Annotated in this window: 21 protein-coding genes and 1 pseudogene; 11 read left to right on the forward strand and 11 right to left on the reverse strand. The window is 59.1% G+C overall.

Annotation, left to right across the window (positions count from 1 at the left end):
- Window positions 1-1,130: 1,130 nt before the first annotated feature.
- Both H4J77_RS14180 and H4J77_RS14185 read right to left on the reverse strand, forming a co-directional pair.
- A complete protein-coding gene (locus H4J77_RS14180; RefSeq protein ID WP_182249055.1) occupies window positions 1,131-2,201 on the reverse strand; it encodes a BMP family ABC transporter substrate-binding protein in 1,071 nt (356 codons plus the stop codon).
- A 237-nt stretch (window positions 2,202-2,438) separates the two neighbouring features.
- Window positions 2,439-3,488 (reverse strand): MBL fold metallo-hydrolase, encoded by a 1,050-nt coding sequence (locus H4J77_RS14185; RefSeq protein ID WP_182249057.1) that lies wholly within the window; start codon window positions 3,486-3,488, stop codon window positions 2,439-2,441.
- Window positions 3,489-3,690: 202 nt separating this feature from the next.
- Between H4J77_RS14185 and H4J77_RS14190 the strand changes: the two genes are divergently transcribed.
- The 3 genes from H4J77_RS14190 (at window position 3,691) to H4J77_RS14200 (ending at window position 8,888) form a co-directional block, all read left to right on the forward strand.
- On the forward strand, window positions 3,691-4,797 hold the full coding sequence (locus H4J77_RS14190; RefSeq protein WP_123888006.1) for an efflux RND transporter periplasmic adaptor subunit: 1,107 nt from the start codon (window positions 3,691-3,693) through the stop codon (window positions 4,795-4,797).
- The gene (locus H4J77_RS14195; protein WP_182249059.1) at window positions 4,797-7,871 is read left to right on the forward strand and encodes an efflux RND transporter permease subunit; all 3,075 of its coding nucleotides are present in this window, start codon (window positions 4,797-4,799) and stop codon (window positions 7,869-7,871) included. Before H4J77_RS14190 ends, H4J77_RS14195 begins: the two co-directional genes overlap by 1 nt.
- A gap of 81 nt (window positions 7,872-7,952) precedes the next feature.
- A complete protein-coding gene (locus H4J77_RS14200; RefSeq protein ID WP_182249061.1) occupies window positions 7,953-8,888 on the forward strand; it encodes a pirin family protein in 936 nt (311 codons plus the stop codon).
- A 21-nt stretch (window positions 8,889-8,909) separates the two neighbouring features.
- Here the strand turns inward: H4J77_RS14200 and aroE are convergent, their stop codons facing one another.
- The 5 genes from aroE to H4J77_RS14225 form a co-directional block, all read right to left on the reverse strand.
- Window positions 8,910-9,722, reverse strand: coding sequence for a shikimate dehydrogenase (aroE, locus tag H4J77_RS14205; protein WP_182249063.1), 813 nt, complete (start codon window positions 9,720-9,722; stop codon window positions 8,910-8,912).
- A gap of 14 nt (window positions 9,723-9,736) precedes the next feature.
- The gene (gene hemF / locus H4J77_RS14210) at window positions 9,737-10,642 is read right to left on the reverse strand and encodes an oxygen-dependent coproporphyrinogen oxidase (protein WP_310734983.1); all 906 of its coding nucleotides are present in this window, start codon (window positions 10,640-10,642) and stop codon (window positions 9,737-9,739) included.
- Window positions 10,643-10,708: 66 nt separating this feature from the next.
- Window positions 10,709-11,266, reverse strand: coding sequence for an L-threonylcarbamoyladenylate synthase (locus H4J77_RS14215; RefSeq protein ID WP_123888010.1), 558 nt, complete (start codon window positions 11,264-11,266; stop codon window positions 10,709-10,711).
- Between the two features lie 54 nt (window positions 11,267-11,320).
- Entirely contained in the window at window positions 11,321-12,430 is a 1,110-nt protein-coding gene (dprA, locus tag H4J77_RS14220; protein WP_182249065.1) for a DNA-processing protein DprA, read from the reverse strand.
- 63 nt (window positions 12,431-12,493) lie between these two features.
- Window positions 12,494-13,519, reverse strand: a complete 1,026-nt coding sequence (locus H4J77_RS14225; RefSeq protein ID WP_182249067.1) for a LysM peptidoglycan-binding domain-containing protein — start codon at window positions 13,517-13,519, stop codon at window positions 12,494-12,496.
- Window positions 13,520-13,658: 139 nt separating this feature from the next.
- Between H4J77_RS14225 and def the strand changes: the two genes are divergently transcribed.
- The 5 genes from def (at window position 13,659) to H4J77_RS14250 (ending at window position 19,342) form a co-directional block, all read left to right on the forward strand.
- The gene (gene def / locus H4J77_RS14230) at window positions 13,659-14,171 is read left to right on the forward strand and encodes a peptide deformylase (protein ID WP_182249069.1); all 513 of its coding nucleotides are present in this window, start codon (window positions 13,659-13,661) and stop codon (window positions 14,169-14,171) included.
- Window positions 14,172-14,240: 69 nt separating this feature from the next.
- Entirely contained in the window at window positions 14,241-15,179 is a 939-nt protein-coding gene (fmt, locus tag H4J77_RS14235) for a methionyl-tRNA formyltransferase (protein ID WP_177412293.1), read from the forward strand.
- On the forward strand, window positions 15,176-16,507 hold the full coding sequence (gene rsmB / locus H4J77_RS14240; protein ID WP_182249071.1) for a 16S rRNA (cytosine(967)-C(5))-methyltransferase RsmB: 1,332 nt from the start codon (window positions 15,176-15,178) through the stop codon (window positions 16,505-16,507). Before fmt ends, rsmB begins: the two co-directional genes overlap by 4 nt.
- Window positions 16,507-17,880 (forward strand): Trk system potassium transporter TrkA, encoded by a 1,374-nt coding sequence (trkA, locus tag H4J77_RS14245; protein ID WP_123888016.1) that lies wholly within the window; start codon window positions 16,507-16,509, stop codon window positions 17,878-17,880. Before rsmB ends, trkA begins: the two co-directional genes overlap by 1 nt.
- Before the next feature lie 13 nt (window positions 17,881-17,893).
- Window positions 17,894-19,342: a TrkH family potassium uptake protein gene (locus H4J77_RS14250; RefSeq protein WP_182249073.1), complete on the forward strand. Its 1,449-nt coding sequence runs from the start codon at window positions 17,894-17,896 to the stop codon at window positions 19,340-19,342.
- A gap of 12 nt (window positions 19,343-19,354) precedes the next feature.
- On the opposite strand, the gene H4J77_RS14255 is transcribed toward H4J77_RS14250, so the two are convergent.
- From H4J77_RS14255 to H4J77_RS14265, 3 genes are all read right to left on the reverse strand, one after another.
- Window positions 19,355-19,624, reverse strand: a complete 270-nt coding sequence (locus tag H4J77_RS14255) for a PilZ domain-containing protein (protein WP_123888018.1) — start codon at window positions 19,622-19,624, stop codon at window positions 19,355-19,357.
- Between the two features lie 99 nt (window positions 19,625-19,723).
- Entirely contained in the window at window positions 19,724-20,611 is an 888-nt protein-coding gene (locus H4J77_RS14260) for a lysophospholipid acyltransferase (RefSeq protein ID WP_182249075.1), read from the reverse strand.
- 65 nt (window positions 20,612-20,676) lie between these two features.
- Window positions 20,677-21,273: a DNA-3-methyladenine glycosylase I gene (locus H4J77_RS14265; RefSeq protein ID WP_310734982.1), complete on the reverse strand. Its 597-nt coding sequence runs from the start codon at window positions 21,271-21,273 to the stop codon at window positions 20,677-20,679.
- A 113-nt stretch (window positions 21,274-21,386) separates the two neighbouring features.
- On the opposite strand from H4J77_RS14265, the gene H4J77_RS14270 reads away from it, so the two are divergent.
- From H4J77_RS14270 to ilvA, 3 genes and pseudogenes are all read left to right on the forward strand, one after another.
- Window positions 21,387-21,728: an FKBP-type peptidyl-prolyl cis-trans isomerase gene (locus H4J77_RS14270; protein ID WP_182249077.1), complete on the forward strand. Its 342-nt coding sequence runs from the start codon at window positions 21,387-21,389 to the stop codon at window positions 21,726-21,728.
- A gap of 36 nt (window positions 21,729-21,764) precedes the next feature.
- The gene (locus H4J77_RS14275) at window positions 21,765-22,778 is read left to right on the forward strand and encodes a mechanosensitive ion channel family protein (RefSeq protein ID WP_123888021.1); all 1,014 of its coding nucleotides are present in this window, start codon (window positions 21,765-21,767) and stop codon (window positions 22,776-22,778) included.
- Between the two features lie 291 nt (window positions 22,779-23,069).
- Window positions 23,070-24,041 (forward strand): annotated as a pseudogene (gene ilvA, locus H4J77_RS14280) (threonine ammonia-lyase, biosynthetic); the annotation flags it as partial.
- A gap of 174 nt (window positions 24,042-24,215) precedes the next feature.
- Here ilvA and H4J77_RS14285 read toward each other — a convergent pair.
- Window positions 24,216-25,610 carry an autotransporter outer membrane beta-barrel domain-containing protein gene (locus tag H4J77_RS14285; protein ID WP_182249081.1) on the reverse strand — a complete coding sequence of 465 codons (1,395 nt, stop codon included), beginning with the start codon at window positions 25,608-25,610 and terminating at the stop codon, window positions 24,216-24,218.
- Window positions 25,611-25,819 lie beyond the last annotated feature (209 nt).

The raw sequence follows: 25,819 nt of genomic DNA on the forward strand, positions 1-25,819 counted from the left end.
GATAGCGCGCACATCCTTAACTTCTCGGTAGGTTGATGTGATCAGCCTTTCGCCCTGATGGCGAGTCAGGGGAAATGCCTGGCCATTTCCCCCGACACCCCCTAGGCCACCCCAACTGCCCGGCCCTGCGGGTTCGCTGCGTTGCTCGGTCTGGCGGGGGCACTCGCAAACTCGGCGCTACGCACCTCAAACACCGCGAGCACCTTATCCCGCCAGTCCTGTGCTACTCGCCCGTGCAGATGGGGAATTAGGGTCCGTGCATTCTGGTCGATCTTTTCGTGGTGTTGCTCACCCTCGCCCTAGCCATAGGCTCACTGAATGATCGTTCCCACGCTCCAGCCTGGGAACGTGTGCGGCAATTGAGCAGAGGATTTTGGTTTCTGTGGTGTTAGTTACGCAGTGACGGACTGGGCTGCTCTTTAACCCGGCCTTGGCAGGTTGTTCTGATCAGCTTTTCGCCCTGACGGCGAGCAGGGGGAAAGGCTGACCAAAACAATTCACCGAAGCATGCATTTCCTCGCAGAGCTGTGGGCGCGATCAGACTCTTGTGGTGCAAATGGCCGCAATGGACACGGGGCATCGAGGGCTGCGTTCCCACGCCGGAGCGTGGGAACGATCACTGCACAAGCAACGCTATGCAAGCAGCACCAGAAAAATCCACCAGAATGCACGGACCCTAATTCCCCATCTGCACGGGCGAGTAGCGCAGGGCTGGCGGGAATAAGCCCGAGGACTGTCTAAGGAGCGCAGCGACGAGTTCCGCAGGGCCCCGCCAGACCGAGCAACGCAGCGAACCCAAAGGGCCGCGCAGTTGGGGTGGCCTAGGGGGTGTCGGGGGAAATGGCCAAGCATTTCCCCTGACTCGCCATCAGGGCGAAAGGCTGATCAGATCAACCCACCAAGTGTGCGTTCCGACGCTGTAACATGGGAACAATCTGGTTCTGGCCGTGCAGGTTGCGGGTAGGGTCGTGGAGCGTCCGCGGCTGCGTTCCCACGCCGGAGCATGGGAACGATCACCATCCAGTATGTAGCCCATAAAAAAACCCGAACCAAAGTCCGGGTTTTTCACTACCTGCGAATCCCACTGACAGCCACGTGATGAGCGCGCTGTTAGCAAGAGCACATCAAGATTACTGCGGAATAGTGGCCGTCATACCCTCAACGTACCAATCCATACCCGCCAACTCCTCATGTGTCATCTCCACACCATCAGCAACGCGAACGGTACCGCTCTGATCCTTGATCGGACCAGTGAAGGGGTGGAACTCACCGCTACCGATAGACGCGATCATGGCATCAACCTTGGTGCGTTGTTCAGCGGTCAGCTTGTCACTGATGGATTCAATCTTGATCACGCCATCGTGGATGCCGCCCCAATAGTCAGCGGACTCCCAGGTGCCGTCCATTACGTCCTGCACGCTCTTGATGTAGTAAGGGCCCCAGTCGTTAACCACTGACAGCAGGTGCGCTTCAGGAGCAAAGTGGCTCATGTCCGATGCTTGACCTACACCCCATACGCCGCGTTTCTGAGCAGCCAAAAGAGGAGCTGGGCTATCGGTATGCTGCACGATCACGTCCACGCCCTGGTCGATCAGCGTGTTGGCGGCATCAGCTTCCTTGGCCGGGTCGAACCAGGTGTTGACCCATACCACTTTCATTTCTACATCCGGGTTGACCGCACGCGCGCCCATGAATGTGGCGTTGATGTCGCGGATCACTTCCGGAATCGGGAAGGAGGCGATGTAACCGATGGTGTTGCTCTTGGTCACCATACCAGCGGCGGTGCCGGTGACGTAACGGCCTTCATAGGTAACTGACAGGTAAGTGCCCAGGTTGTCGGCCTGCTTATAGCCCGTAGCGTGCATAAAGGTTTTATCAGGGTAGTCTGCGGCAACGCGCGCAGTCGCGTTCATGAAACCGAAAGACGTGGTGAAAATGACGTCATTACCGGCCTGCGCCAAGCGACGGATGGTACGCTCGGCATCAGCGCCTTCGTTGACGTTCTCAACGTAGGTGGTCTGTACCTTGTCGCCGAAGTGGGCTTCGAGCTCCTTGCGGCCCTGATCGTGCTGGTAGCTCCAGCCGTGGTCACCAATGGGACCAACGTAGACAAAACCCACTTTTAATGGATCTTCCGCTGCCGTTACCTGCATGGGCAGCACCAGTGCGGCTGCCAGTGCGAGAGTGCGTTTCAAACTCATGGGTACTTCTCCTGGGATCTAGTTATCGGCGACCGCCACACTTGCGTTGAGAACGGCGGATACAAGCTTGCAGCAAAAAGCTGGCCATTTGTTCAGGAAATGACAAAAAAATTTCACCTGCCCTGATAGCATGCCGTTGGCCTGACTCTACTGCACCCGACCACGTTGGCAGGCAAAGCATCATGCGATCGACCCGCACTATTATAGTGCGGGCAAGCAATTCATGCACCGCAGCGATCAGCCATGCGCCAACGGCAGCAAGCCTCCGCGCAGGCTGGCAACCTGCTCCAGGCCCTGTTCCCGCAGGATCGACGTTGCCAACGCCGAGCGCCGGCCGGAGCGACAGAGGGTAACCACCGGAAGGTCGGTCGGCACTTCTGTGACGCGCTGGCGCAGCTGATCCAGCGGGATTTGCAGCGCCGTGCCGAGCACCTCCGGCAGCTCACCGGGAATCACCTCTCCGGCCTGCCGCACATCCAGCAGTGTTACCCGATCCGCATGCAACAGCAGCCACTCAGAGCCGATCTCTGGCACACCGGCATAGGTGACGCGCAGGTCCTCGGCCCAGTTCGGTTCGGGCGGCACCTGACCATCTGCCGGGCAACCGCTGCGCAGATTGGCTGGCACTGCCTCGTCGATCTTCTTTGGATGCGGCAAGCTCATGGCCTGCATGTAGCCGACAAAATCTGCTTCATTGGCGCTACCACCTACTCTGGCGTTGTAGCTGCGCTCTTCGCCAATGCTGCTTTGCGTGCGGCCGTTGTAGTCGTGCGCCGGGTAAACCTGGCAGTCATCCGGCAGACTGAACAGTTGCTCGGTGATCGAATGAAAAAGAGTGGCCGCATTGCCCTGCTGAAAGTCACTACGGCCACAGCCCCGAATCAATAGCGCATCACCGGTAAATACCATCGAATGGTCGGCCAGCACATAGCTCATACAACCGTCGGTATGACCGGGAGTAGCCCGCGCCTCCAGGCTCACACCGGCAACGCCAAACGTCTGACCATGGGATAACGGCAGATCGAGGTGCTCTGCGTTGATAACGGCCGCAGAGGCAATCAGACAACCGGTTTTCTGCTTGAGCAGCCAGGCTGCGGTGATGTGGTCGGCGTGGGCGTGGGTGTCGACGACCAACTTAAGGTGCAGGCCCAGCTCACGGATCAGTGACAGATCACGCTGGGTCTGCTCAAACACCGGATCGATCAATAGCGCTTCTCCGCTGGTAGTGTCACCCAGCAGGTAGGTGTAGGTTGATGACGCGGCATCGAATAATTGACGAAAGACCATGGCAAAGTACCTCTGGGCTATTATTAACGAAAATATAATATATAAAAATATAGATTGTTTGCTGATCACGCGCAAGCGGCAAAACGCCACAGGTCTCTAGCCACATGAAATACCGACGATATTGCTTCGTTTTCCTGCCATTTATCCGGTATTTACCTATAATCTGTGCTGATATTTCCCGTCATAAGAACACGGATTACCTATGCATCGCGCCAATCAACTTTGCCGTATTTCTGTCTTGGTCACCGTCTGCCTCGCCCTGCTCAGTGGCTGCGCAGACGAACAACCACCTGCGGCAACGCAAGCGCGTCCAGTCAAGCTGTTTACCGTCGCAGACCCCAGTAGCCAACGCGTGCGTGAGTTCCCGGCAAGGCTGCAGGCGCCGGAACAGGCCGAGCTGTCCTTCCGACTTGGAGGCGAACTGCAGGCGCTGAAAGTGCTGGAAGGTCAGCAGGTAAAGAAAGGCGAGTTAATTGCCTTGCTCGACGATACCGATTACCAGCTCAAGGTCAGCGACCGTCAGGCCAGTTATGACCTGACGCAAAGCCAGTTCGCGCGCATGCAGCAGCTGCTTGAAAAGCAGATGGTCTCGCGCGCCGAATACGACCAGCGCAAAGCGCAGTTCAACTCTGCCGAGGCGGCGCTGAACCTGGCCAAACAGGAACTGGCCTATACCCGGCTAACAGCACCTTTCCCCGGCATCATAGCTCGCACCCACGTAGAGCAATATCAGGTGGTGCAACCGAATCAGCCCATCGCCACCTTGTATGCCCGCGAGAGCATGGACGTTGTCTTTCAGGTCCCGGAGGGGTTGTTGTCGAGCCTGCGCCGCGATCTGATTCCGGCGGACATACACCCGCGTGTGCGTCTGGACAATCTCAATGGCGAACTGGTGCAGGCTGTCTACAAGGAGCACGCCAGCCAACCAGATCCAAAGACCCTGACCTACGATGTCACCCTGAGCATGCCGATGCCCGAAGGCATAGTACTGCTGCCCGGCATGAGTGCCACTGTGATCATCGATTTTGCTTTGCTCAGTCGTAACGGCAATATCCCGATTATAGTGCCGGTAGAAGCCGTGTTCAGCCCGGATACCCGCGATAGCAGTCAGCAGCAAGTCTGGGTGACCGAAGAGACTGACGAGGGCTTGCAGGTGGTTGCCCGCAAGGTGGAAGTTGGCCAATTGACCCACGATGGTATTGAAGTCACCTCAGGGCTTGAAGCAGGAGAGCGGGTGGTCGCCGCCGGAGGCGCCGAACTGCAGGCGGGCCAACGCGTCCGGCCCTGGGTGCGTGAGCGGGGTCTGTAATGGATATCGCTGGTTACTTCATCAAGCACAAGGTTACCAGTTGGCTGGTAGCCCTGATCATGGGCGTTGGCGGCGCTATTGCCTTTGTCGAGCTGGGTCGACTGGAGGATCCGGCCTTTACCCTGAAAATGGCTATGGTCGTCACGCCCTATCCAGGCGCTTCGCCGGAGCAAGTAGAAGAAGAGCTCACCTACCCGCTGGAAAACGCCATTCAGCAGCTCCCCTATATCGATAAGGTCACCTCCATCAGCAGCGCCGGGTTGTCGCAGATCACCGTTGAGGTGCAAAGCAGCTACGGCGCAGACCAGCTGCCACAGATCTGGGACGAATTGCGTCGTCGCATCAACGATCTGCAACCCAGTCTGCCGCCCGGCGTCGGGGAGCCGCAGATCAAAGACGACTTTGCCGACGTGTACGGCATCTTCCTCATGGTCAGCGGGGAAGGCTACGACTATAGCGAGCTGCGTGATTTTGCCGAGCACCTGCGCCGTGAGCTGGTGTTGGTGGATGGCGTGGGTAAGGTCAGCCTGGCTGGAGTGCCACAGGAGCAGGTGTATGTAGAGATATCTCGCGCGCGGATGACGGCCCTGGGCATTGCACCGCAGCGCTTGCAACAACTGCTGAGCAACCAGAATGTGGTCTCGGATGCGGGCAAGATACTGGTAGGTAGCGAATCCATTCGCCTGCACCCCACCGGCGAGTTTCAGGATGTTAACGAACTGGAGCGCCTGATCATCAGCGAGCCGGGTAGCTCGCGCCGGGTCTACCTCGGCGACATGGCGACCGTCAGCCGCGGCTTTGCCGAAGAGCCAACCAATCTGTATCGCGCTCAAGGTCGGCCCGCCCTGGGCTTGGGCGTATCCTTTGCCAATCACGTAAACGTAGTGGATGTTGGTAATGCGGTCACCGCAAGACTGGCGCAACTGGACGCAGACCGTCCTGCGGGTATGCAGGTTGAGATGTTCTACAACCAGGCGCATGAGGTTGAGGCGTCGGTCAGCGGCTTTGTCTTCAACTTCATCATGTCTGTCGCCATCGTGATTGCCGTGCTGCTGCTGTTCATGGGACTGCGCAGCGGACTGCTGATCGGCCTGATACTGGCGCTCACGGTACTCGGCACCTTCATTTTCATGCGCCTGCTGGACATCGAGTTGCAGCGCATTTCCCTGGGCGCACTGGTTATCGCACTAGGAATGCTGGTTGATAACGCCATTGTTATTGTCGAGGGGGTTCTGGTCGGGCGCCAGCGCGGGCGGAGCACACTGCAATCGGCCCGTGACATCGTCCAGCAAACCCAACTGCCGCTGCTGGGTGCAACCGCAATCGCCATTATTGCCTTTGCGCCCATCGGCCTGTCGGATGACGCTACCGGCGAATACTGTCTGTCGCTGTTTCAGGTATTGCTGATCTCGTTACTGCTCAGCTGGGTCACCGCCATCACCCTGACGCCCTTCTTTGCCAGCCTGTTTTTCCGCGACCAACCAAGCCAGGCGGACGCTACGGACAACCAACAGGATCCGTACAAGGGACTGATATTTACCGTCTATCGTCGCCTACTGGGCAGTGCGCTACGCCATCGAGTCGTCACCCTGGTGATGCTCGTGGTGATGCTGGGCGCCTCGGTTTATGGCTTTAGCCTGGTACGTCAGAGCTTCTTTCCACCCTCCAATACGCCCATGTTCTTCATCGATATCTGGCTGCCCAAGGGCAGCGATATCCGCTACACCGAGCAGGTAACTGCCGAAGTCGACCAGTATGTATTGGCGCAGCCGGGCGTGACGTCGGTGACCTCGACCATCGGCCAGGGTGCGCTGCGCTTTATCCTCACCTACTTCCCGCAACGTATCCACGCCAACTACGCGCAGCTACTGGTGCGAACCGAGGAGCGCGAGCAGATAACGCCCTTGATTGCCGAGCTGGACAGCTATTTCAAACGCCAGCATCCGACCGCCCGGGTAAAACTCAAGCAGTTGATGCTCGGACCGGGCAGCGACAGCAAGATCGAAGCACGCTTTACCGGGCCGGATCCGCAGGTTCTGCGCCGGCTCGGCGCCGAGACTATCGCCATCATGCGCGCGGACCCGGTGTCCGACGCGGTGATGCATGACTGGCGCGAGCGGACAAAGCTGGTGCGCCCGCAGTTCGTAGAGGCTCAGGCCCGTGAACTGGGGGTCGATAAGCGCGATCTCGATGCGCTGCTGAAAATGAACTTCAGCGGTCTGAACGTCGGTCTCTACCGCGACGGCACCCGCATGCTGCCGATTGTGGCCCGCACCCCGGATGACGAGCGACTGGATGCCAGCACACTGAACGACCTGCAGGTCTGGAGCGGCGCACGCAGTACCTATATCCCGGTCGAGCAAGTGGTCAGCGGCTTCGTAACCCTGTGGGAAGATCCGATGATCATACGCGAGAACCGCAAGCGTACCCTTACCGTGCAGGCCGACCCGAGCATCATCAGCCAGGCAACCGCGACTGAACTGTTCAGCCGCCTGAGGCCGCAGATCGAAGCAATAGAACTGCCGCGCGGCTACAGCCTGGAATGGGGCGGCGAATACGAAAACTCGCGGGATGCCCAGAAAGCCGTATTCAGCAATCTGCCATTGGGTTATCTGGCGATGTTTCTGATCACGGCACTGCTGTTTGACTCGATCAAGCGTGCTGGCATCATCTGGGCCACAGTGCCACTGGCTGTCATCGGCGTCACCCTGGGTTTTCTGCTGACCGGTATCCCCTTCGGCTTCATGGCGCTACTGGGCTTTCTCAGCCTGAGTGGCATGCTGGTGAAGAACGGTATCGTATTGGTCGATGAGATAGGCCAGCAGATCGATAGCGGCAAGGACCGCTACTCGGCCCTGGTCGATGCGTCCATTAGCCGGGTACGGCCGGTCGCAATGGCGGCGCTGACCACCATACTCGGCATGGCGCCACTGCTGACCGATGCCTTCTTCCAGAGCATGGCGGTGGTCATCATGTTTGGCCTTGGCTTTGCCACCCTGCTTACGCTACTGATACTGCCGTTGCTCTATAGCATGGTGTACCGCATTGCTGCGCCCCAAGAGGGCGCCGCTTGAGTCAGGCTGAACAGGACACCGGTCGCCAGTCGGTGCGGCAATAACCCTACTGCAATACATTACGCCGTGAGGAACCTGCCCATGAGCAATCAGGAAACCCGGAGCCAGCTGTCCTCGTCCAGCGACTGCCTGAATGAGGTAGCCAGTGTGCAGCGTATCAATGCGCGCAGCGCCGAGATTGGCGGCACACTAACCGTCAATCGCGTACTGCCGACTCGGCAGCGGCGCATGATAGGCGCCTGGTGCTTTCTCGATCATGCCGGTCCGGCGCGCTTTGCACCGGGCGAAGGCATGCATGTGGGAGCGCACCCGCACACCTGTCTGCAGACCTTCACCTGGATGATTGAGGGCGAGGTGATGCATAGGGACAGTCTGGGCAATGAGCAGGTGCTGCGCCCCGGCGAGGTCAACCTGATGACCGCAGGACGCGGTATCAGCCACACCGAGGACTCCCTGCCAAGCGCCAGCGGCCTGCACGCTGCGCAGCTATGGATTGCCCTGCCAAAGACGCATGGCAACTGCGACCCCGACTTTACTCATTATCCGGATTTACCGCGCTGGACGGCGCAAGGCGTGGAACACAGTCTGCTGGTGGGCTACTACGCCGGCCATCGTTCTCCGGTGCAGGTGCATTCGCCGCTACTGGCGATTGACCTCGAATCCACTCAGGGCGCTGCGCTTGAGCTCGATCTTGACCCGCGATTCGAGCACGGTATTTTGCTGCTGGAAGGGGAGTTGAGCATCGGCACCGAGGTGTTCAGCGAAAACCAGTTGGCCTATATGGGCTGCGGGCACCAATCACTGAAGGTGCACCTGGCGCCCGGCTGCCGCGCCATTCTGCTGGGCGGCGAGCCCTTTACCGATGAGATTCTGATGTTCTGGAATTTTGTCGGTTACAGCAAGGCAGAGATTGCCGACGCATGGCGCGACTGGAACGCTGGTGATGCGCGCTTCGGGCGCGTCACCGGCTACCAGGGTGAACCCTTGCAGGCGCCAGCCCTGCCTTGGCGCGCGTGAGCGCCGGGCAGGCAAGCTAGCTCAACTGGTGCGTAGCTTGGCCAGCACCGGCGCGGTATCAGGACGCACGCCGCGCCAAAGGTAAAAGGCCTCAGCCGCTTGCTCGACCAGCATGCCCAGGCCGTCGATGCAGCGCGCCGCACCCTGCTCACGCGCCCACCGGTTGAACGCGGTTTCATCGCTGCTGTACATCATGTCATAACACCAGGTGTGACCCGGTTTGATCAGACTCTCCGGGATCGGCGGCACGTCCCCGGCGAGACTGGCTGAGGTCGCATTGATGATCAGATCAACCGGCTCGACCAGCCACTGCAAACCGGCTGCCGCAATAGGGCCCTGATCAACAAACAGGGCTGCCAGCTCTTCCGCCTTGCTCACTGTGCGGTTGATCACGCACAGATGCGCTGGCTCCGCCGCCAGCAAGGGCTGAATCACGCCGCGTGCTGCGCCGCCGGCGCCTACCAGCAGCACACTCAGGCCCCGCAGTGACAAGCCCGCGTTAACTTGAATATCACGCACCAGTCCCTTGCCGTCGGTGTTATCGCCCAGCAGGCTGCCATCAGCGCGGCGCACTATGGTATTCACCGCGCCCGCCCGTTCAGCGGCAGCCGAGTGCTCATCGACCAGCGCCCAGGCCTGCTCCTTGAAAGGTACGGTGACATTGACGCCGCGTCCGCTACGCAAGAATTCACGTACGCTCGACTCAAAGCTATCCAGCGGCGCCAGCAAGGTGCCGTATTCGAGCTGCTGCCCGGTCTGCTCGGCAAACATGGCGTGAATCAGCGGCGACTTGCTGTGCTCAATCGGATTACCTACAACGGCATAATTATCCATCGTCTCGGCTCCCATCAGTCGGCCTGCGCCAGCCAATCGCGTGGCGTCAGGTATTGCTCGGCCAGCAGGGCTTCGGGGCTATCGGCCTCAGGCTGCCAGTTGTAGCCCCAGCGCACTTTTGGCGGTAGCGACATCAGGATGGACTCGGTGCGTCCGCCGGTCTGCAGACCAAACAGGGTACCGCGGTCGTAGACCAGATTGAATTCGACATAGCGACCACGGCGATACTCCTGAAACGCCTTCTGCTGTGCGTTGAAGGCGGCTGCACGGCGGCGCTCGATAATCGGCAGGTAAGCCTCCAGGTAGGCATCACCAATCGCACGCTGAAACGCAAAGCAGCGCTCAAAGCCCCACTCGTTCAGGTCATCAAAGAACAAGCCGCCAATACCCCGTGCTTCATTGCGATGCTTGAGATAAAAGTACTCATCACACCATTTTTTATAACGCGGGTAGACGTCATCACCAAAGGGCGCACAAGCGTCGCGCGCGACCCGATGCCAGTGCACGCAGTCGGCGTCATTGGCGTAGTAGGGCGTGAGGTCAAAACCGCCGCCAAACCACCAGACCGGATCGGCACCCTCTTTCTCGGCAATGAAAAAACGCACGTTGGCATGCGAGGTGGGTACAAAGGGATTTTCCGGATGCATCACCAGAGACACGCCCATGGCCTGAAAATGACGGCCAGCCAGCTCGGGGCGGTGCGCCGTCGCGGAGGGCGGCATACCGTCGCCAAATACGTGGGAAAAGCCCACCCCGCCTTTTTCCAGCAGGCCGCCGTCTTCGATAATACGCGACCGACCACCCCCACCACCCGGCCGCTGCCAGCTGTCTTCAACGAAACGAGACTGACCATCGGCCGCCTCCAGTGCGCTGCAGATTCGGTCCTGCAGGTTCATCAAATAGTCTTTGACCGCAGCCACATCGGCGGGGGTAGGAAGATCATGTTTCACAGAGATTCTCTCTTGCTGGCTTGCGGGCGCGCCTGCTCAGGACGCCCGAATGACTTTTTCAGTACGCAGATCACGAATGATACTGGGATTGCGCTGCGCACCCAACGCGCCAGGCACGATAGCGTCCAGCTCGTTATGAAAATACTGCTCAACCCGCAACCGTGAACGCGCCGGAGGGTGGCCCGCCGGATTGGCTGACGTAGAGACCAGCGGTCCGACGGCGGCACAGAGTTGGCGAATCACCGGATGGCTGCTGACGCGCAGCGCCACGGTGTCATGCTGCCCGGTAATCCAGGCCGGCAGGCGGCCCTGATGAGGTACCAGCCAGGTATTGGGACCTGGCCAGGACAGCCGCAATTTGGCCAGCTGCGCGTCGGGTAGATCCCAGAGTAGAAAGTCGAACTGCTCGATATGGCCAGCGACCAGTATCAGTCCCTTGGCCACCGGACGCTGTTTGATCAACAGCAGCCGTTCAACCGCCGAACCAACCCAGGGGTTGCAGCCCAGCCCCCAGACTGCCTCAGTGGGGTAAGCAATCACGCCGCCAGCCTGTAGCAGCGAGTTCAGACGGGTAGTACGCCAGTGTGCCAGCATGGAAGTTCCTCAACGGGTCAATGCCTGCGACAGTAGCGGCTCGCGGCCAAAGGCTCAAGGTCGCGCGCGGCAAAAACCCTGAGCGGTATTCAATATCAGCCCATCCAGCTCCCATTCCAGCAGCGCTGGCATCACCTCCTGCACCGCCAGGCCGCTGCGCTGCACCAACCAATCGATACTGACCGGATCATAACCGAGCCATTGCCACAGGGGGCTATCCGGCTCACTCGGAGCAGTGCTCTCGAGCTGCAGCGCGGTCTGTAATGGCAGCTGCAGCACATCGAGCACATCCTGCACGCACTCCACCAAATTGGCGCCTTCACGCAACAGGCGGTGACAACCCCGCGCCTGCACGTTATGAATTGAGCCCGGCATGGCAAAGACCTCACGGTCCTGCTCCAACGCCAGTCGCGCCGTAATCAATGAACCGCTATTGAGGCTGGCCTCCACCACCAGTGTGCCTAATGACAACCCGCTGATGATGCGATTACGCCGCGGAAACTGCCCCGCCTGTGGGCCGATATCAGGCCACATCTCCGATACCAGCACGCCGCCTTGCGCCACAATCTGCTCTGCTAACTTACGATGACGCGCCGGATAGCAGCGGTCCAGCCCGGTGCCCCACACCGCCAGCGTTTGCCCGCCAGCATCCAGTGCGCCCTGATGACAGGCTGCATCCACGCCCAACGCCATGCCACTGGTCACACTCAGGCCAGCCTGGGTAAAGCTGCGGGCAAAAGCACGAGCGGTTTCCGCGCCAAGCGGGCTGGGGTGCCGCGTTCCGACCATGGCTATCTGTGGATCGCCCAATAGCCCGGCATTACCCCGCACAAAGAGTACCGCTGGCGGATCGGCGATCTGCCGCAAAAGGGCAGGGTAGTCTGTCTCATCCAGACAGATGATCTGCTGGCCAGCGCTGGTCTGCCATTCCAGGGCCAACTGCAAACGGGCCAGCAGCGATGATTCGCCACGCTGTAACGCAGCGAGACTATTAAGCACACGCGGTACTACACCCAACGCACGCAGCGTTGCGGGCTCAGCATTGAGAAAGGCAGAAGGAGAGGTAAATTCTTGCAACAGACGCTGGATAAAGCGGGGACCAACACCATCGAGCAGTGTCAGCGCCAACCAGGCCTGCCGCGAATCGGACAGGTCGGGAAACATGGATCATCCTTGATCTACAGAAACAACAAGGCCGCCTTGCGGCGGCCTTGAACAGCGTTCAACTCAGGGGTTGCGTACCTGATCGAGAACCGCCATCTGGCGAGTCGCGTTGAGCACGATGCCATAGCTCATCTTGTCGTACACACGGAACACCATCAGCAGGCCGGCACGCTCGGCAGGCAACTGCACCCGCTCGTTGCGTACCCGGTCGCGGACGATTTCGCCGGTCTTGTAGATGGCCAGTACGTTGCCTTCAATCAAGCCTTCGCGCGAACCCTTGTCAAGCAGTACCACATCATACTGACCAATCTGGGTAACGCCGTTTGGTACGTCCATGATCAGACCATTGATTTCCTGACTAGGCTCGCTGGGGAAGAAGGTAGAGGCAACAGAGCGCTCTTCCGATTCCAGCAGACGATCTTCTACCAATACTTCCTGACGGCTGCGGGTGATATTCAGCGTGGCGATATCATCGTTGACTGCCGCAACAGTACCGTTACCCACTTCCTGCAGGTGGATACCCAGCAATTCACCGGTTTCCGGGTTGGTGTAGGCCTTGCCGCGACGATAGATCTCGTAGGCAGGAACGTTGGTGGAAAAATCACCACGCGCATACACCTTGCTGCCCGCACCAGCGACCACACTTTCAGCCGCGCCACCGATAACATAGGGCGCCTGCTCAATCTCGGAAGGGTCATTGATCACACGGCCAGCGCGCAGGAAGGAATTGATCGCTTCCAGCGGAATAGTCGGAATGGCCTCGGCAATCGGACGCACGCGAGCCTGCGGCGACAGCTTGATCTTGCCGCCGTTACCACGGTTAACCATCAGGCGCGGTTGACCATCGATATACACCAGGGAAATAAGATCACCGGGGTAGATCAGGTGTGGGTTATCGATTTGCGGGTTAGCGTGCCAGATTTCCGGCCACTTCCATGGCAAGTTGAGGAAACGTCCCGAGATATCCCATAGAGTGTCTCCCCTGACCACTGTGTAGGTATCTGGATGATTTTCCTTAAAAACAGGCTCTTGAGCCTGTACCCAAACGCTCACTGCGAGCAACAGGAGGCCGAGTAATGTTTTCCTCATGACGCGAATCCCTTTATTATAGAGGCCAGCACTTAGGCCTGGCACGTGCTCCCACACGCTAGACCTGCATTATTCCAAGCTGCTCATCATCTTAGCAGCACAAATTAGATTTGTTCCACATAAAGCATCACAAACCGATATGGCCATACTGAACATACTTGAATTTCCAGATCCACGGCTGCGCACCATCGCCAAGCCAGTCACCGCGGTGGATGCGCGCATCAAGCAACTGATCGACGACATGTTCGAGACCATGTATGACGCGCCCGGCATTGGCCTGGCCGCATCCCAGGTCAATGTGCATGAGCGCGTCGTGGTGATTGATCTGTCCGAGGATCACAGCGAGCCACGGGTGTTCATCAACCCCGAGCTAGAGCCGCTGACCGAGGATTTGGAAGAGATGCAGGAGGGCTGCTTGTCGGTCCCCGGTTTCTACGAAAGCATCAACCGCCCCGAGCGCGTGCGGGTCAAGGCGCTGGACCGCGACGGCAACACCTTTGACGAGGTATATGAAGGCCTGCTGGCGGTCTGCATTCAGCATGAATGCGACCACCTCAACGGCAAGCTATTCGTCGATTACCTGTCTAACCTGAAGCGTGACCGGATTCGCAAAAAACTGGAAAAAATTCACCGGACCCAGGCTACCTCCTGATTCGGACCTGATCATCAAGGCTTGCTTCGGCAAGCCTTTTCTTTACGGAACCTCATGAAGTCGACTGAACTGCGCATCCTGTTTGCCGGCACGCCCGAATTCGCTGCAGCACACCTGCAAGCCCTGATTGACGCCGGACTGAACATTGTCGGCGTGTATACCCAACCGGACCGGCCAGCGGGGCGCGGCCACAAACTGGCGATGAGCGCAGTCAAGCAACTGGCGCAACAACACGCACTACCGGTATACCAGCCAGAAAAGCTGCGTAGCGCCGAAGCCCAGCAGGAACTGGCCGCGCTCAAGCCCGACCTGATGGTGGTCGTCGCCTACGGGCTGATTCTGCCGCAGGCGGTGCTGGATATTCCGCGTTTGGGCTGTATCAACAGCCATGCCTCGCTGCTGCCACGCTGGCGCGGTGCCGCGCCCATTCAACGCGCGATCGAAGCGGGCGATAGCCAGTCGGGGGTCACCGTCATGCAAATGGAGGCCGGCCTGGATACCGGCCCCATGCTGCTCAAGGTAACCACCCCCATCAGCCCCGCCGATACCGGCGGCAGTCTGCACGACCGGCTTGCCGAACTGGGGCCACCGGCGGTACTGCAAGCGATAGATGGACTGGCTGCCGGTAGCCTCATGGCAGAGGTGCAGGACGATGCGCTCGCTACCTACGCGCATAAACTGAACAAGCAAGCCGCTGCTATCGATTGGCAACGCAGTGCCACTGAGCTGGACTGCCTGATCCGCGCCTTTAACCCCTGGCCTCTGGCGCATGCCGGCCTGGATGGGAAACCACTCAAGATCTGGGCAGCACAAGCGGCTGAAGGCAAAGGCCAACCCGGTGAAGTGCTGAAATGCAGCAAAGAAGGCCTGCTGGTTGCCTGCGGCGAACAGGCATTACTGCTGACCCGTCTGCAATTGCCCGGCGGCAAACCGCTCGCTTTCAGTGACCTGTACAACGCCCGCCGCGACCAGTTTGCTCCCGGCTTGCTGTTGAGTAACGGTCTGTGAGCCCACGTCTGGCGGCTGCCCGTGCACTCACGGCGGTAATGGCAGGCAAAGCGTCACTGGGCAGTAGCTTGCCCACCCAGCTAAAAGAGGTGGCAGCGCGTGATCAGGCACTGGTACAGGAGCTGGCCTTTGGCACCGCTCGTTGGTATACACGCCTGGATGCGCTGACCCGCGATCTACTGAATAAGCCCATGAAGGCAGCCGACCTCGACTTGCAGGCACTGCTGCTGGTGGGGCTCTACCAACTACTTTACCTGCGTGTGCCAGCTCATGCAGCCATTGCCGCCACGGTGGAGTGCGCCGCCGAGATGGGTAAGCCCTGGGCCAAAGGCATGCTCAACGCCGTTCTGCGCCGCGTACAGCGTGAAAGTGCAGCGCTACTAGCGGCCGTCGACCAATCACCCTCAGAGCGCGTTTCGCATCCCGGCTGGCTGTTCAAACGCCTACAGCGTGCCTGGCCCGAGCAGTTGGACGCCATCACCCACGCCAACAATCTGCACCCGCCGATGACCCTGCGCGTCAATCAACAGCAGGTCAGCCGCGACGACTACCTGCTTGCCTTGCAAAACGCAGGCATTGTCGCCACGGCCTGTAACTTCAGCACTCTGGGCATTCAGCTAGCGCAAGCCTGCGATGTGCTGCAATTACCAGGCTTTGCCCAAGGCCAGGTCAGCGTGCAAGACGAGGCCGCTCAGTTGGCTGCGCCCTTGCTGGACCTGCAACCGGGTCAGCGAGTACTCGACGCCTGTTGCGCCCCCGGTGGCAAGACCTGCCAGATGCTGGAGCAGCAGCCAGCGCTGAGCGAAATGCTGGCTCTGGATCTGGAACCTCAGCGCCTGAAGCGCGTGGCGGAGAATCTCCAGCGCCTGCAGTTAACAGCTACGCTGAAGGCAGCAGATGCACGCGACCTGGCAGACTGGTGGGATGGCACGCCATTCCAGCGTATCCTGCTGGACGCGCCCTGCTCGGCGACCGGCGTGATTCGCCGCCATCCCGATATCAAGTTGACGCGCAAGGCGGCTGATATCAGCGCACTGGCCAGTCTGCAGGGCGAGATATTGGACCAACTGTGGCAAACATTGGCGGTCGGCGGAATTCTGGTTTATGCCACCTGTTCTGTGCTACCCGAGGAGAATACCCAGGTGATCGAAGCTTTTCTCGCACGCCAGCCCGGAGCAAGGGCGTTGGATATCGCCGCCGACTACGGCATTGCACAACCCTGTGGCCGCCAGTTGCTGCCGCAGGCTGACGGGCACGACGGCTTTTATCTGGCCAAGCTGGTCAAACTGTCCGCCAGCCCGGCGGCGACCAGGCAGGAGTCTGCTTAATGAAGATCATCATTCTCGGCGCGGGGCAGGTCGGTGGCAGTCTTGCCGCGCAACTGGCGAGTGAAGCCAACGACATCACCGTCATCGACACCGATGCTGTAAGGCTACGCGAGCTAGGCGATCGCCTGGATATCCGTACGGTGCAGGGCAAGGGCTCCTTCCCGACTATTCTGCGTCAGGCCGGCGCCGACGACGCCGACATGCTGATTGCCGTGACCAGTAGCGACGAAACCAACATGATCGCCTGTCAGGTCGCCTATACCCTGTTCCGCACACCGACCAAGATCGCCCGCGTGCGCGAATCCGCTTACCTCACGCGTGGCGGACTCTTTCACAATGAGGCCGTGCCTATCGACGTGCTGATCAGCCCGGAACAGGTGGTCACCAATTACGTCAAACGTCTGATCGAAACCCCCGGCGCACTGCAGGTGCTCGACTTTGCAGAGGGCAAGGCGCAGCTGGTCGCGGTACGCGCCTACTATGGCGGCCCGCTGGTTGGTCAGGAGCTACGTTTCCTGCGTCAACATATGCCGGGCGTGGATACACGGGTTGCCGCCATCTTCCGCAAGGACCGCCCCATTATCCCCAAGGGCGATACCATCATCGAGGCCGATGACGAGGTGTTTTTCATCGCCGCCACGCGGGATATTCGCGCGGTCATGAGCGAATTGCGCCGCGTCGAGAAAACCCACAAGCGGGTCGTGATCGCCGGCGGTGGCAACATCGGTGAACGCCTCGCCGAGGCGATCGAAAATCGTTATCAGGTCAAAATCATCGAAGCCAGCAAAGCCCGCGCCGACTACCTGTCACAGAATCTTGATCGCGCCATAGTGCTGCACGGTAGCGCCTCCGACCGTGAGCTACTGATTGAAGAAAACATCGAGGAAGTCGATATTTTCTGCGCCGTGACCAACGATGACGAGGCCAACATCATGTCCTCGATGCTGGCCAAGCGCCTGGGGGCACGCAAGGTGATGACGCTGATCAACAATCCAGCCTACGTCGACCTGGTGCAGGGCGGGGAGATCGACATTGCCATCTCCCCGTCGCAAACCACCATTGGCACGCTGCTGACGCATGTGCGCCGTGGCGACATCGTCAATGTCTACTCCCTGCGCCGCGGTGCAGCCGAAGCTATTGAAGCGGTAGCCCATGGCGACGCACGTTCATCCAAGGTGGTGGGCAAGGCCATCGGCCAGATTGATCTGCCACCGGGCACCACCATCGGCGCCATCGTACGCGATGATGAAGTACTGATCGCCCACGACTCTACGGTCATCGAGTCAGACGATCACGTGATTCTCTTTGTGATCGATAAAAAACACATCCGTGATGTCGAGCGCCTGTTCCAGGTCGGCCTGACATTCTTCTGAGGTAAGCAGCTGCATGCAGTATCCCCAGATACAACGCATCATCGGCATTCTATTGATGCTGTTTTCTACCAGCATGTTGCCGGCGGCGGGCGTTGGTCTCTATTACAACGAACCGGCGATGAACGCCTTTCTCAGCGGCTTCGCAATCACCATGGTCGCAGGCGCGCTGATCTGGTATCCGGTACATGGCCGACGCAACGAGCTTAGAACCCGCGACGGTTATCTGATTACGGTCCTGTTCTGGCTGGTACTGGGGTTGTTCGGTGCGGTGCCATTGTGGCTGCTGGAGATGCCCGATCTGAGCGTGGCCGATGCTGTGTTCGAGTCGTTCTCCGGCCTGACGACCACGGGCGCCACCGTAATTACCGGGCTGGATACACTGCCCCGCGCTCTGCTGTATTACCGCCAGCAGCTGCAGTGGTTTGGCGGCATGGGGATCATCGTCTTGGCGGTGGCGATTCTGCCCATGCTTGGCGTGGGCGGTATGCAGCTATACCGTGCCGAAATGCCCGGCCCCTTGAAGGAAAACAAGCTGACGCCGCGTATCGCCGAGACCGCCAAGGTACTCTGGTACATCTACGCAGGTCTGACCCTGGCCTGCGCGCTGGCTTACTGGGCGGCGGGCATGGACCTGTTTAACGCCATAGGTCACAGCTTCTCGACGGTCGCCATCGGCGGCTTCTCGACCCATGACGCCAGTATCGGCTACTACAACAGCCCGCTGATCGAGGGTATCTGCATCCTGTTCATGCTGATCTCCGGCATCAACTTCGCTCTGCACTTTCTGGCCTGGCGCTTTCGCTCGCTGAAGAACTACTGGCAGGACCCGGAATGCAGGGCCTATGTGTTGATTTTGTTTGGGCTCTTTGTGGTCTGTACCGCAGTGCTGATTCACTTTCAGCACCACGATGTCTGGACCTCAATTCGCTACGCCGCCTTTGAAACCGTCTCCATCGCCACCACCACCGGCTTTGGCGTAACCGACTTCTCCACCTGGCCGACGTTGCTGCCTTACCTGCTGCTATACGCGAGTTTCATTGGCGCCTGCGCTGGCTCAACCGGCGGCGGCATGAAGGTTATTCGGGTGTTGCTGCTGTACAAGCAAGGCTCGCGCGAAACCAAGCGGCTGCTGCATCCGCACGGGGTGTTCCCGGTAAAACTGGGCAACAAACCTGTGCCAGATCGGGTAGTAGAAGCAGTTTGGGGGTTTTGCGCAGTCTACGTCTTCACCTTTGCCATGCTGTTTCTGCTGCTGCTCGGCACTGGGCTGGACTTCGTCACCGCCTTTTCCGCGCTGACCGCCTGTATCAACAACCTGGGCCCAGGTCTCGGTGAAGTGGCGGTGCACTACGGCAATCTGGAAGCGTCGGTAAAATGGATATTGACCTTCGCCATGCTGCTCGGGCGGCTCGAAGTCTTTACCCTGCTGGTGCTGCTCACTCCCATGTTCTGGCGCCGCTAGGCGCCGACTGCCTCAGGCTTCGTCGAGAAACTGCATACCAGCGCCTTCGCCAGCGACGATGCGCTGCACCACCATACGCAGCACCGGGGCTTCGAAAGGCATACCTTGCACCTGACCGGTAACCTCGTCACCCGGCTGCAAGGCCGTCATATTCACATGCTCAACAAAGACGCCCCCATCAGACAGGTCCTTGGTATACGCCAGCAGTTCACCGAAGCTGTCGTGCCAAATTTTAATCTGCGCCCGCATCGGCGTGCGCGGGTGCTGCCGCTGGTTACTCAATCCATGACCCCCTGATACATCGCGTTCGGTTTTTTCCAACCTGGCCCTTTACGGTGTGGTTGCGTGTATGTCTGCGCGTCGTTCAGCTCAAGCTATGACTTAATACCATCTTTTTTCGCCCGGCGGGCGTTTCTTGAACCGTTTCATGCTCCACATGTACTGACTGGGCCAGCGCCGAACATAACCTTCAATAACCGCGCTCATGCAGGCGACCGCCTCATATTCATCACCACTATAGAGTGCCGCGGGCGCTTCTTCGAGAATCACCTTGAAGCCGCTGTTGTCCGGCAGGCGCAGGCAGTGGAAGAAGATTGCCCTGGCATCGTTACCTTTCAACAGGTTTGGGACAAATTTACTGGTCAATGCCTGGGTGGCAAAGAAGGGCACAAAAACGCCACTTTTGACTGCTGGCTCCGGGTCGGCAGGAATTCCCACCGCGCCACCGCGCCGCACTTCACGCATCACGCTGATAATACCTTCACGGGTCGAGGCCGCGACCTTATTGCCCAGTTGCGTGCGCTGACGCTGCAGTAACTCATCGACGGCCTTCTGCTTTGGCGGTCGATAGAAAATGACTGGTTTGGCCCGCGAGCAGTACCAGTGGTTGAGTACCTCCCAGTTACCCAGGTGGCTGGTAATACCTACCACGCCCTTGCCTGCCGCGATGGCCTCAGCAAGCAGGTGCTCACCTTCCACCTCTTTGATCAAACCGACGGTTTTGCTCGGCGACCACATCCAGGCACAGGCACTTTCTGCCATGCTACGCCCGGTGTCGAGTAGCGTCCGCCGCACCAGCGCGTTGAGCTCCGGCTCACTCAGCTCTGGCATACAGTGGCTGAGGTTGATCCGGGTGACATCCCGCGAACGGTTGGGCAAGATCCACATCAGCCAGCCAACAAAGGCCCCCAGTCCCTGCGCAGCCGAAAATGGCAACAGGGCAAAGAGCTTGAGAAATCCAATAATGAATGTGCCTTTCAACCGCTCCACTGCAACGCTCCAAGCAAAAATGAAAGCAATATTGTAAGTCGCCCAAGGCGACAGAGCGAGCGAGGCTAGTCTGCCCCGCGCAAAGCATTGTAGCGAAAGCACTCGGTCACGTGATCCATCACCATACCGGTGGCCTGCATGAAGGCATAACAGATAGTCGGCCCCACGAAGGTAAACCCGGCCTTTTTCAGTGCCTTGCTCATGGCCTCTGCCGCCGGCGTACTGGTAGGCGCATCGCGCAGGCTGGCCAAATGGTTGATCTGGGGTGTACCGCCGACAAACTGCCAGAGCCACTCAACCGGGTCGTGCTGCTCACTCAGTACCAACCAGGCTTGGGCATTGCGCCGCGCGCCATAAACTTTCAGCCGATTGCGAATGATGCCCGCATCCTGCAGCAGCTCCTGCAACTCGGTATCCGTCTGGTTCGCCATAAACCCGGCATCAAAACCGCGATAAATAAGCCGATAGTGCGCGCGCTTGCGCAGCACCGTAATCCACGACAGTCCGGCCTGAAAGCCCTCCAGCAGGAGCATCTCGAACAGCTTCTGCGCATCTCGACAGGGCACACCCCATTCGTGATCGTGGTACTGCTGATATAAAGGGTCGTCGCCACACCAGCTGCAACGCAGCGGCGCTATCGATCTATCGTTCCGGTGATCCACAAAGACTCCTGTATCGCATCAATCACAACATCGACTCCAGAGCTGTTTATACTCCCTATGCGCGCCGTTGCCAAAACGGCCGACTGACTAAGGACTGCATTCGGGAAACGGCCATGAGTAACGAACTGACGATAACCGACCTCTGTGTTGGCGAAGGCAAGGAGTGCGTCAAAGGCGCACTCATCACCACCCACTACACCGGGTGGTTGGAGGACGGCAGCGTATTCGACTCGTCACACCAGCGCGGCAAGCCCTTCCAGTGTGTGATCGGCACCGGCCGGGTGATCAAGGGGTGGGATCAGGGCCTGATGGGCATGCGGGTCGGCGGCACGCGACGCTTGTCAGTACCCGCGCACCTGGCCTACGGGGAACGATCAGTAGGTGAGCACATCAAAGCCAACAGCGATCTGCAGTTTGAAATCGAACTGCTGGAGGTTCTAACCCGGGATGACTGATCCCCGCCACACCACCGCACCGCAGAGGAAGCGCGCATGCCAGATACCCTGACATTCAATATGGACGCCGTACTGCAGCGTCTGCTGGAAGAGTGTTACAGCCTGCTGGCGGCGCTACCGCTGTTTCTACTCGCGCTCGTGGTGGTCGCGGTGTTCTGGCTCCTGGGTAGCTGGCTAGCCCGCCGGCAGGTGCTCGACCGCGTCGCCCAGCGCAACCCTTTCCTGCGTGACCTGACCCGCACCACCATACGTTGGGTCATCAGCCTGATCGGTATCCTGATCGCACTGGAAGTCATGAATGCCACCGCACTGGTTGGTGCGGTACTGGGCACCGCAGGGGTCATGGGGGTGGCGCTCGGCTTCGCCTTCAAGAGCACCATGGAGAACTATCTGGCCGGTATTCTCATGAGCTTGAGGCAACCCTTTTCGCCAAAGGATCATGTCACCATTGATGGCAATGAAGGCATTGTGGTCGCGCTGACCTCGCGGGCGACCATTCTTATGACGCTGGACGGCAATCACCTGCGCATCCCCAACGCCCTGGTGTTCAGCAGTGTCATGCTCAACTACACCCGCAACCCCAGCCGCCGCTTTGCCTTTGATGTTGGTATCGGCGTCAACGAAGATCTGGTGCGCGCCCAGCAGATTGGCGTCGAGGTCCTCATCGAACTGGAGGGCGTGATGGATACTCCGCCGCCGCGCGCCTATATCACCGCGCTGGGCGACTCCAACGTACAGATTCGCTATCAAGCCTGGGTGGACCAGCGCAGTCACGACTTTGCCAGCGTCAAGAGTGAGGGTATCCGCCTGGTCAAACTGGCCCTGGAAGCCGCCGAGATGGATATGCCTGAACCCATCTACCGCGTGCAACTCAGCGAACGGGGCGCGCCCGCCAAACCGAGTAGCACCGCACCAACAGTGCCGCTGCAGGAAAACATAACCAGCACAGTGGATACCCGCGTTCAGGCCGATCTCGACGAGCAGATCGCAGCAGACCAGCGTAAGCGCGGGAGCGAAGACTTGCTTGATCCCAGCGCCCCGAAAGAATAAGAGGTTGACCGCTACCAGCACAGCCGCTAGATTCGATGACATGAACTGCACACGCGCACTGACAGCTCGAATGATTATTACCGCCATTCCCATATCGGCGGGCTAGCTACGTGCGCACCCAAACCCGCCTCCGAGGCGGGTTTTTTGTACTGTCTTTGAGGTAAAAAAGCGTCAGGAGACAGTATGACAACCGCAGCATCCCCCCTCGATAGCGCACAGAGCGCAGACGACGACAGGCAACCCGAACACCCGGTTGATGCCCGGTCTGCATCCGCTGATTGTCCCTCCCTACTGCAGGCCAGGCTCAAGCAGCAGGTCGCCAGCATTCTGTCGGCTCCGGTTTACGACGTCGCCATCGAAACCCCGTTACAGCCCGCCCAGCGCCTTTCAGCCCAACTGGGCAGTCAGGTATTGCTCAAGCGCGAAGACCTGCAACCCGTGTTCTCTTTCAAGATCCGCGGTGCCTATACCCGCGTCGCGCGCTTAAGTCCCGAGGCCAGAGCACGGGGGGTTATCACTGCCTCCGCCGGCAACCACGCCCAGGGCCTGGCGTTGGCGGCGCAGAAACTTGGCATCAAGGCGCTGATTGTCATGCCCACCACCACGCCCGCACTCAAGATAGAAGGTGTGCGCTCACGGGGCGCCACTGCGCTGCTGCACGGCGAAGCCTTCCCCGAGGCACTGACCCGTGCATTGCAACTGGCCGAAGAGCACGGCTACACCTTCGTGCCGCCGTTCGATGACCCAGATGTGATCGCCGGGCAGGGCACCGTCGGCATGGAAGTGCTGCGTCAGCAGGGCGGCCAGCTCGACGCCATCTTTGTACCCGTGGGCGGCGGCGGTCTGATTGCCGGTATCGCCGCCTACGTGAAGTATCTGCGCCCCGAGATCTGCATCATCGGCGTCGAATCGGAGGAGTCCAACTGCCTGCAAGCAGCGCTGGCGGCGGGCAGTCGCGTGGTGCTACCCAAGGTCGGCCGCTTCGCTGACGGCGTCGCCGTGGCGCAGGTGGGGGAACACAACTTTGCGCTCTGCCGCCACTACGTGGATGAAGTGATTACGGTCAGCAACGACGACATCTGCGCCGCGGTGCGCGACATTTACGACGACACCCGATCCATCACCGAACCCTCTGGCGCACTGGCGGTTGCCGGGCTAAAAGCCTACGTCGCACGCGAAGAGATCAAGGATCAGGTGCTGGTTGCCATCAACTCGGGCGCCAACATCGACTTTGACAGCCTGCGGCATGTGATTGAGCGGGCAGGACAATGCGGCCGATAAGCACCAGCACAGACAAGGGAGAAGAAAGGCGGAAGACGGGATGAGAAAACAGCAGGGGACAATCGAAGCGCCAATGACTCCGGCCTGAACCGGAGCATGGTAAAGCACACCGTCACGGCGCCATCGGACGCCGTATCAGGTTATCTGCAAGCGCTATCAGAAGGACAACTGGTAGCTCGCCGCAACCCACATGTCAGGTTGGTCGCTATCGGTGGTGCCGTTCAGCATCAGCGAGGCCTTGCCGTCGCCCAGCAAACCTTCGATACCAACACCGGCCTTCAACCAATCGTTCTGGTAATCTTCGCCGGGCAGGTTGAAAGTGAAGAGTCCATTCACATTGCCGCTGACGCCGGCGCTGCGATCTTCAAACCGATGCGCCGCCTCAAGATTGGCAACCAGGTTATAGCCAGACCACCAGCTCAGCGGTGTTTCTGTGCCAAAGCCCAGGCGCGCTTCGGTATAGCGGTCTGTCCGACTATCAAAACTGGCCGGATTCGCACCGCCTTTCTCGGTGTAACCATCAAGCTTTGAGTGGGTATAGCTCAGATCCGCGTAGGGGCTGATTCCGGTATTACCCAGCGACAGCGCATCGACCCAGTCCAAACGTGCCCGCAGGCCCCAGGTTTGACTATCGGCATTACCCTTGGAGGAATCCAGCGCGCTGGCGCTGATGTAGCCACGACGCATGTCTATCTCGCCCCAGTGACCAAAGGCACCCAGGGTCGCGAACAGGTTTTGCTCTGCAGAGACCGGGACTATGCCTTCTACCAGCAGATACTGGCCGTCACTTTCGGCACGGCCATTGCTGCTCAAATTCTGCCGCGCCCAGGTTTGACCCAGTGACGCATTAAGCTGAACGCTACCGTAGTTGTGACCCACCCCCACTTCCGCCAGCCCAGCGGAGCCGGAACGCTGGGCATGCTCATCAGTACCCCAATCACCCGCCGCCCAGAAGGTGCTCTTGCCCGGCGCAACCATGCGCGACAACGGACGGCTGTGAGCGCCATTGACCATCATATTCAGGCCGCTATTGAGCGAGCTTAAACCTTGCGAGGTTGATTGCAGGCTATTGGCCATGGATGCCTGCGTTATCAGCTCGTTGAGGATGGCGTAACTATAGTCAACATCAAGAGTTGGGCAGGTAGATGGGCAATTAATTACTATAGGTCCAGGTCCAGGTCCAGGTCCAGGTCCAGGTCCAGGTCCAGGTCCAGGTCCAGATACGCCATCATAATAATCAATAGATACGTTAGTACCCTGAATGCCGTATCCAAAGAGCAAAAAGGTATCCAGGTTCCCTGCTTGCCCCACTAGTCCGGCAAGGGCAAAGGACAGGCTGGAGTTGCCCCACCAAGGCTGGGCACTCAGGATGTCGGGGCTATCCGTGTACGACGTATTCAGATAGGTGATGCTGTAGGTGCTGCCGCCGTATTCAACAGTCACGAACGGATTCATACTCGGGTCAACCGGGCCCGGCTCAGCAAAGCCGACCATCGGCAAACACAAACCAGCCACAAAGCTGAACGGCAAAAGTCTATTTTTAAGTTTCAAGCTTACCTCCATGTTTGAACATGCATCATCTGATATCAACGCAATATTAGAATCGTGACATAGTGCTCAAAAGACAAAAAAAAGGCAATAAACAAGAAACCACTCTTTTCTGCCGTAATATTGACGACCAGTACTCGTCAACCGTCTGCAGCCAACCCGGCAAGGCAGCAGCACCGTCGCTGTCTGCGCCCATAATCCTGTATACTGCG

The sequence above is a fragment of the Pseudomonas sp. 5Ae-yellow genome (assembly GCF_014077575.1).
GTDB classification, from domain to species: Bacteria; Pseudomonadota; Gammaproteobacteria; order Pseudomonadales; family Pseudomonadaceae; genus Halopseudomonas; species Halopseudomonas neustonica.

What these genes read in the sequence shown, in the direction of transcription:
- aroE (WP_182249063.1), bottom strand. Translation starts at nt 9,722, where the DNA reads ATGGATAATTATGCCGTTGTAGGTAATCCGATTGAGCACAGCAAGTCG.
- H4J77_RS14200 (WP_182249061.1), top strand. Translation starts at nt 7,953, where the DNA reads ATGAGCAATCAGGAAACCCGGAGCCAGCTGTCCTCGTCCAGCGACTGC.
- H4J77_RS14225 (WP_182249067.1), bottom strand. Translation starts at nt 13,519, where the DNA reads ATGAGGAAAACATTACTCGGCCTCCTGTTGCTCGCAGTGAGCGTTTGG.
- H4J77_RS14185 (WP_182249057.1), bottom strand. Translation starts at nt 3,488, where the DNA reads ATGGTCTTTCGTCAATTATTCGATGCCGCGTCATCAACCTACACCTAC.
- def (WP_182249069.1), top strand. Translation starts at nt 13,659, where the DNA reads ATGGCCATACTGAACATACTTGAATTTCCAGATCCACGGCTGCGCACC.
- H4J77_RS14195 (WP_182249059.1), top strand. Translation starts at nt 4,797, where the DNA reads ATGGATATCGCTGGTTACTTCATCAAGCACAAGGTTACCAGTTGGCTG.
- H4J77_RS14180 (WP_182249055.1), bottom strand. Translation starts at nt 2,201, where the DNA reads ATGAGTTTGAAACGCACTCTCGCACTGGCAGCCGCACTGGTGCTGCCC.
- H4J77_RS14275 (WP_123888021.1), top strand. Translation starts at nt 21,765, where the DNA reads ATGCCAGATACCCTGACATTCAATATGGACGCCGTACTGCAGCGTCTG.
- dprA (WP_182249065.1), bottom strand. Translation starts at nt 12,430, where the DNA reads ATGTTTCCCGACCTGTCCGATTCGCGGCAGGCCTGGTTGGCGCTGACA.
- H4J77_RS14215 (WP_123888010.1), bottom strand. Translation starts at nt 11,266, where the DNA reads ATGCTGGCACACTGGCGTACTACCCGTCTGAACTCGCTGCTACAGGCT.
- H4J77_RS14190 (WP_123888006.1), top strand. Translation starts at nt 3,691, where the DNA reads ATGCATCGCGCCAATCAACTTTGCCGTATTTCTGTCTTGGTCACCGTC.
- H4J77_RS14250 (WP_182249073.1), top strand. Translation starts at nt 17,894, where the DNA reads ATGCAGTATCCCCAGATACAACGCATCATCGGCATTCTATTGATGCTG.
- H4J77_RS14270 (WP_182249077.1), top strand. Translation starts at nt 21,387, where the DNA reads ATGAGTAACGAACTGACGATAACCGACCTCTGTGTTGGCGAAGGCAAG.
- trkA (WP_123888016.1), top strand. Translation starts at nt 16,507, where the DNA reads ATGAAGATCATCATTCTCGGCGCGGGGCAGGTCGGTGGCAGTCTTGCC.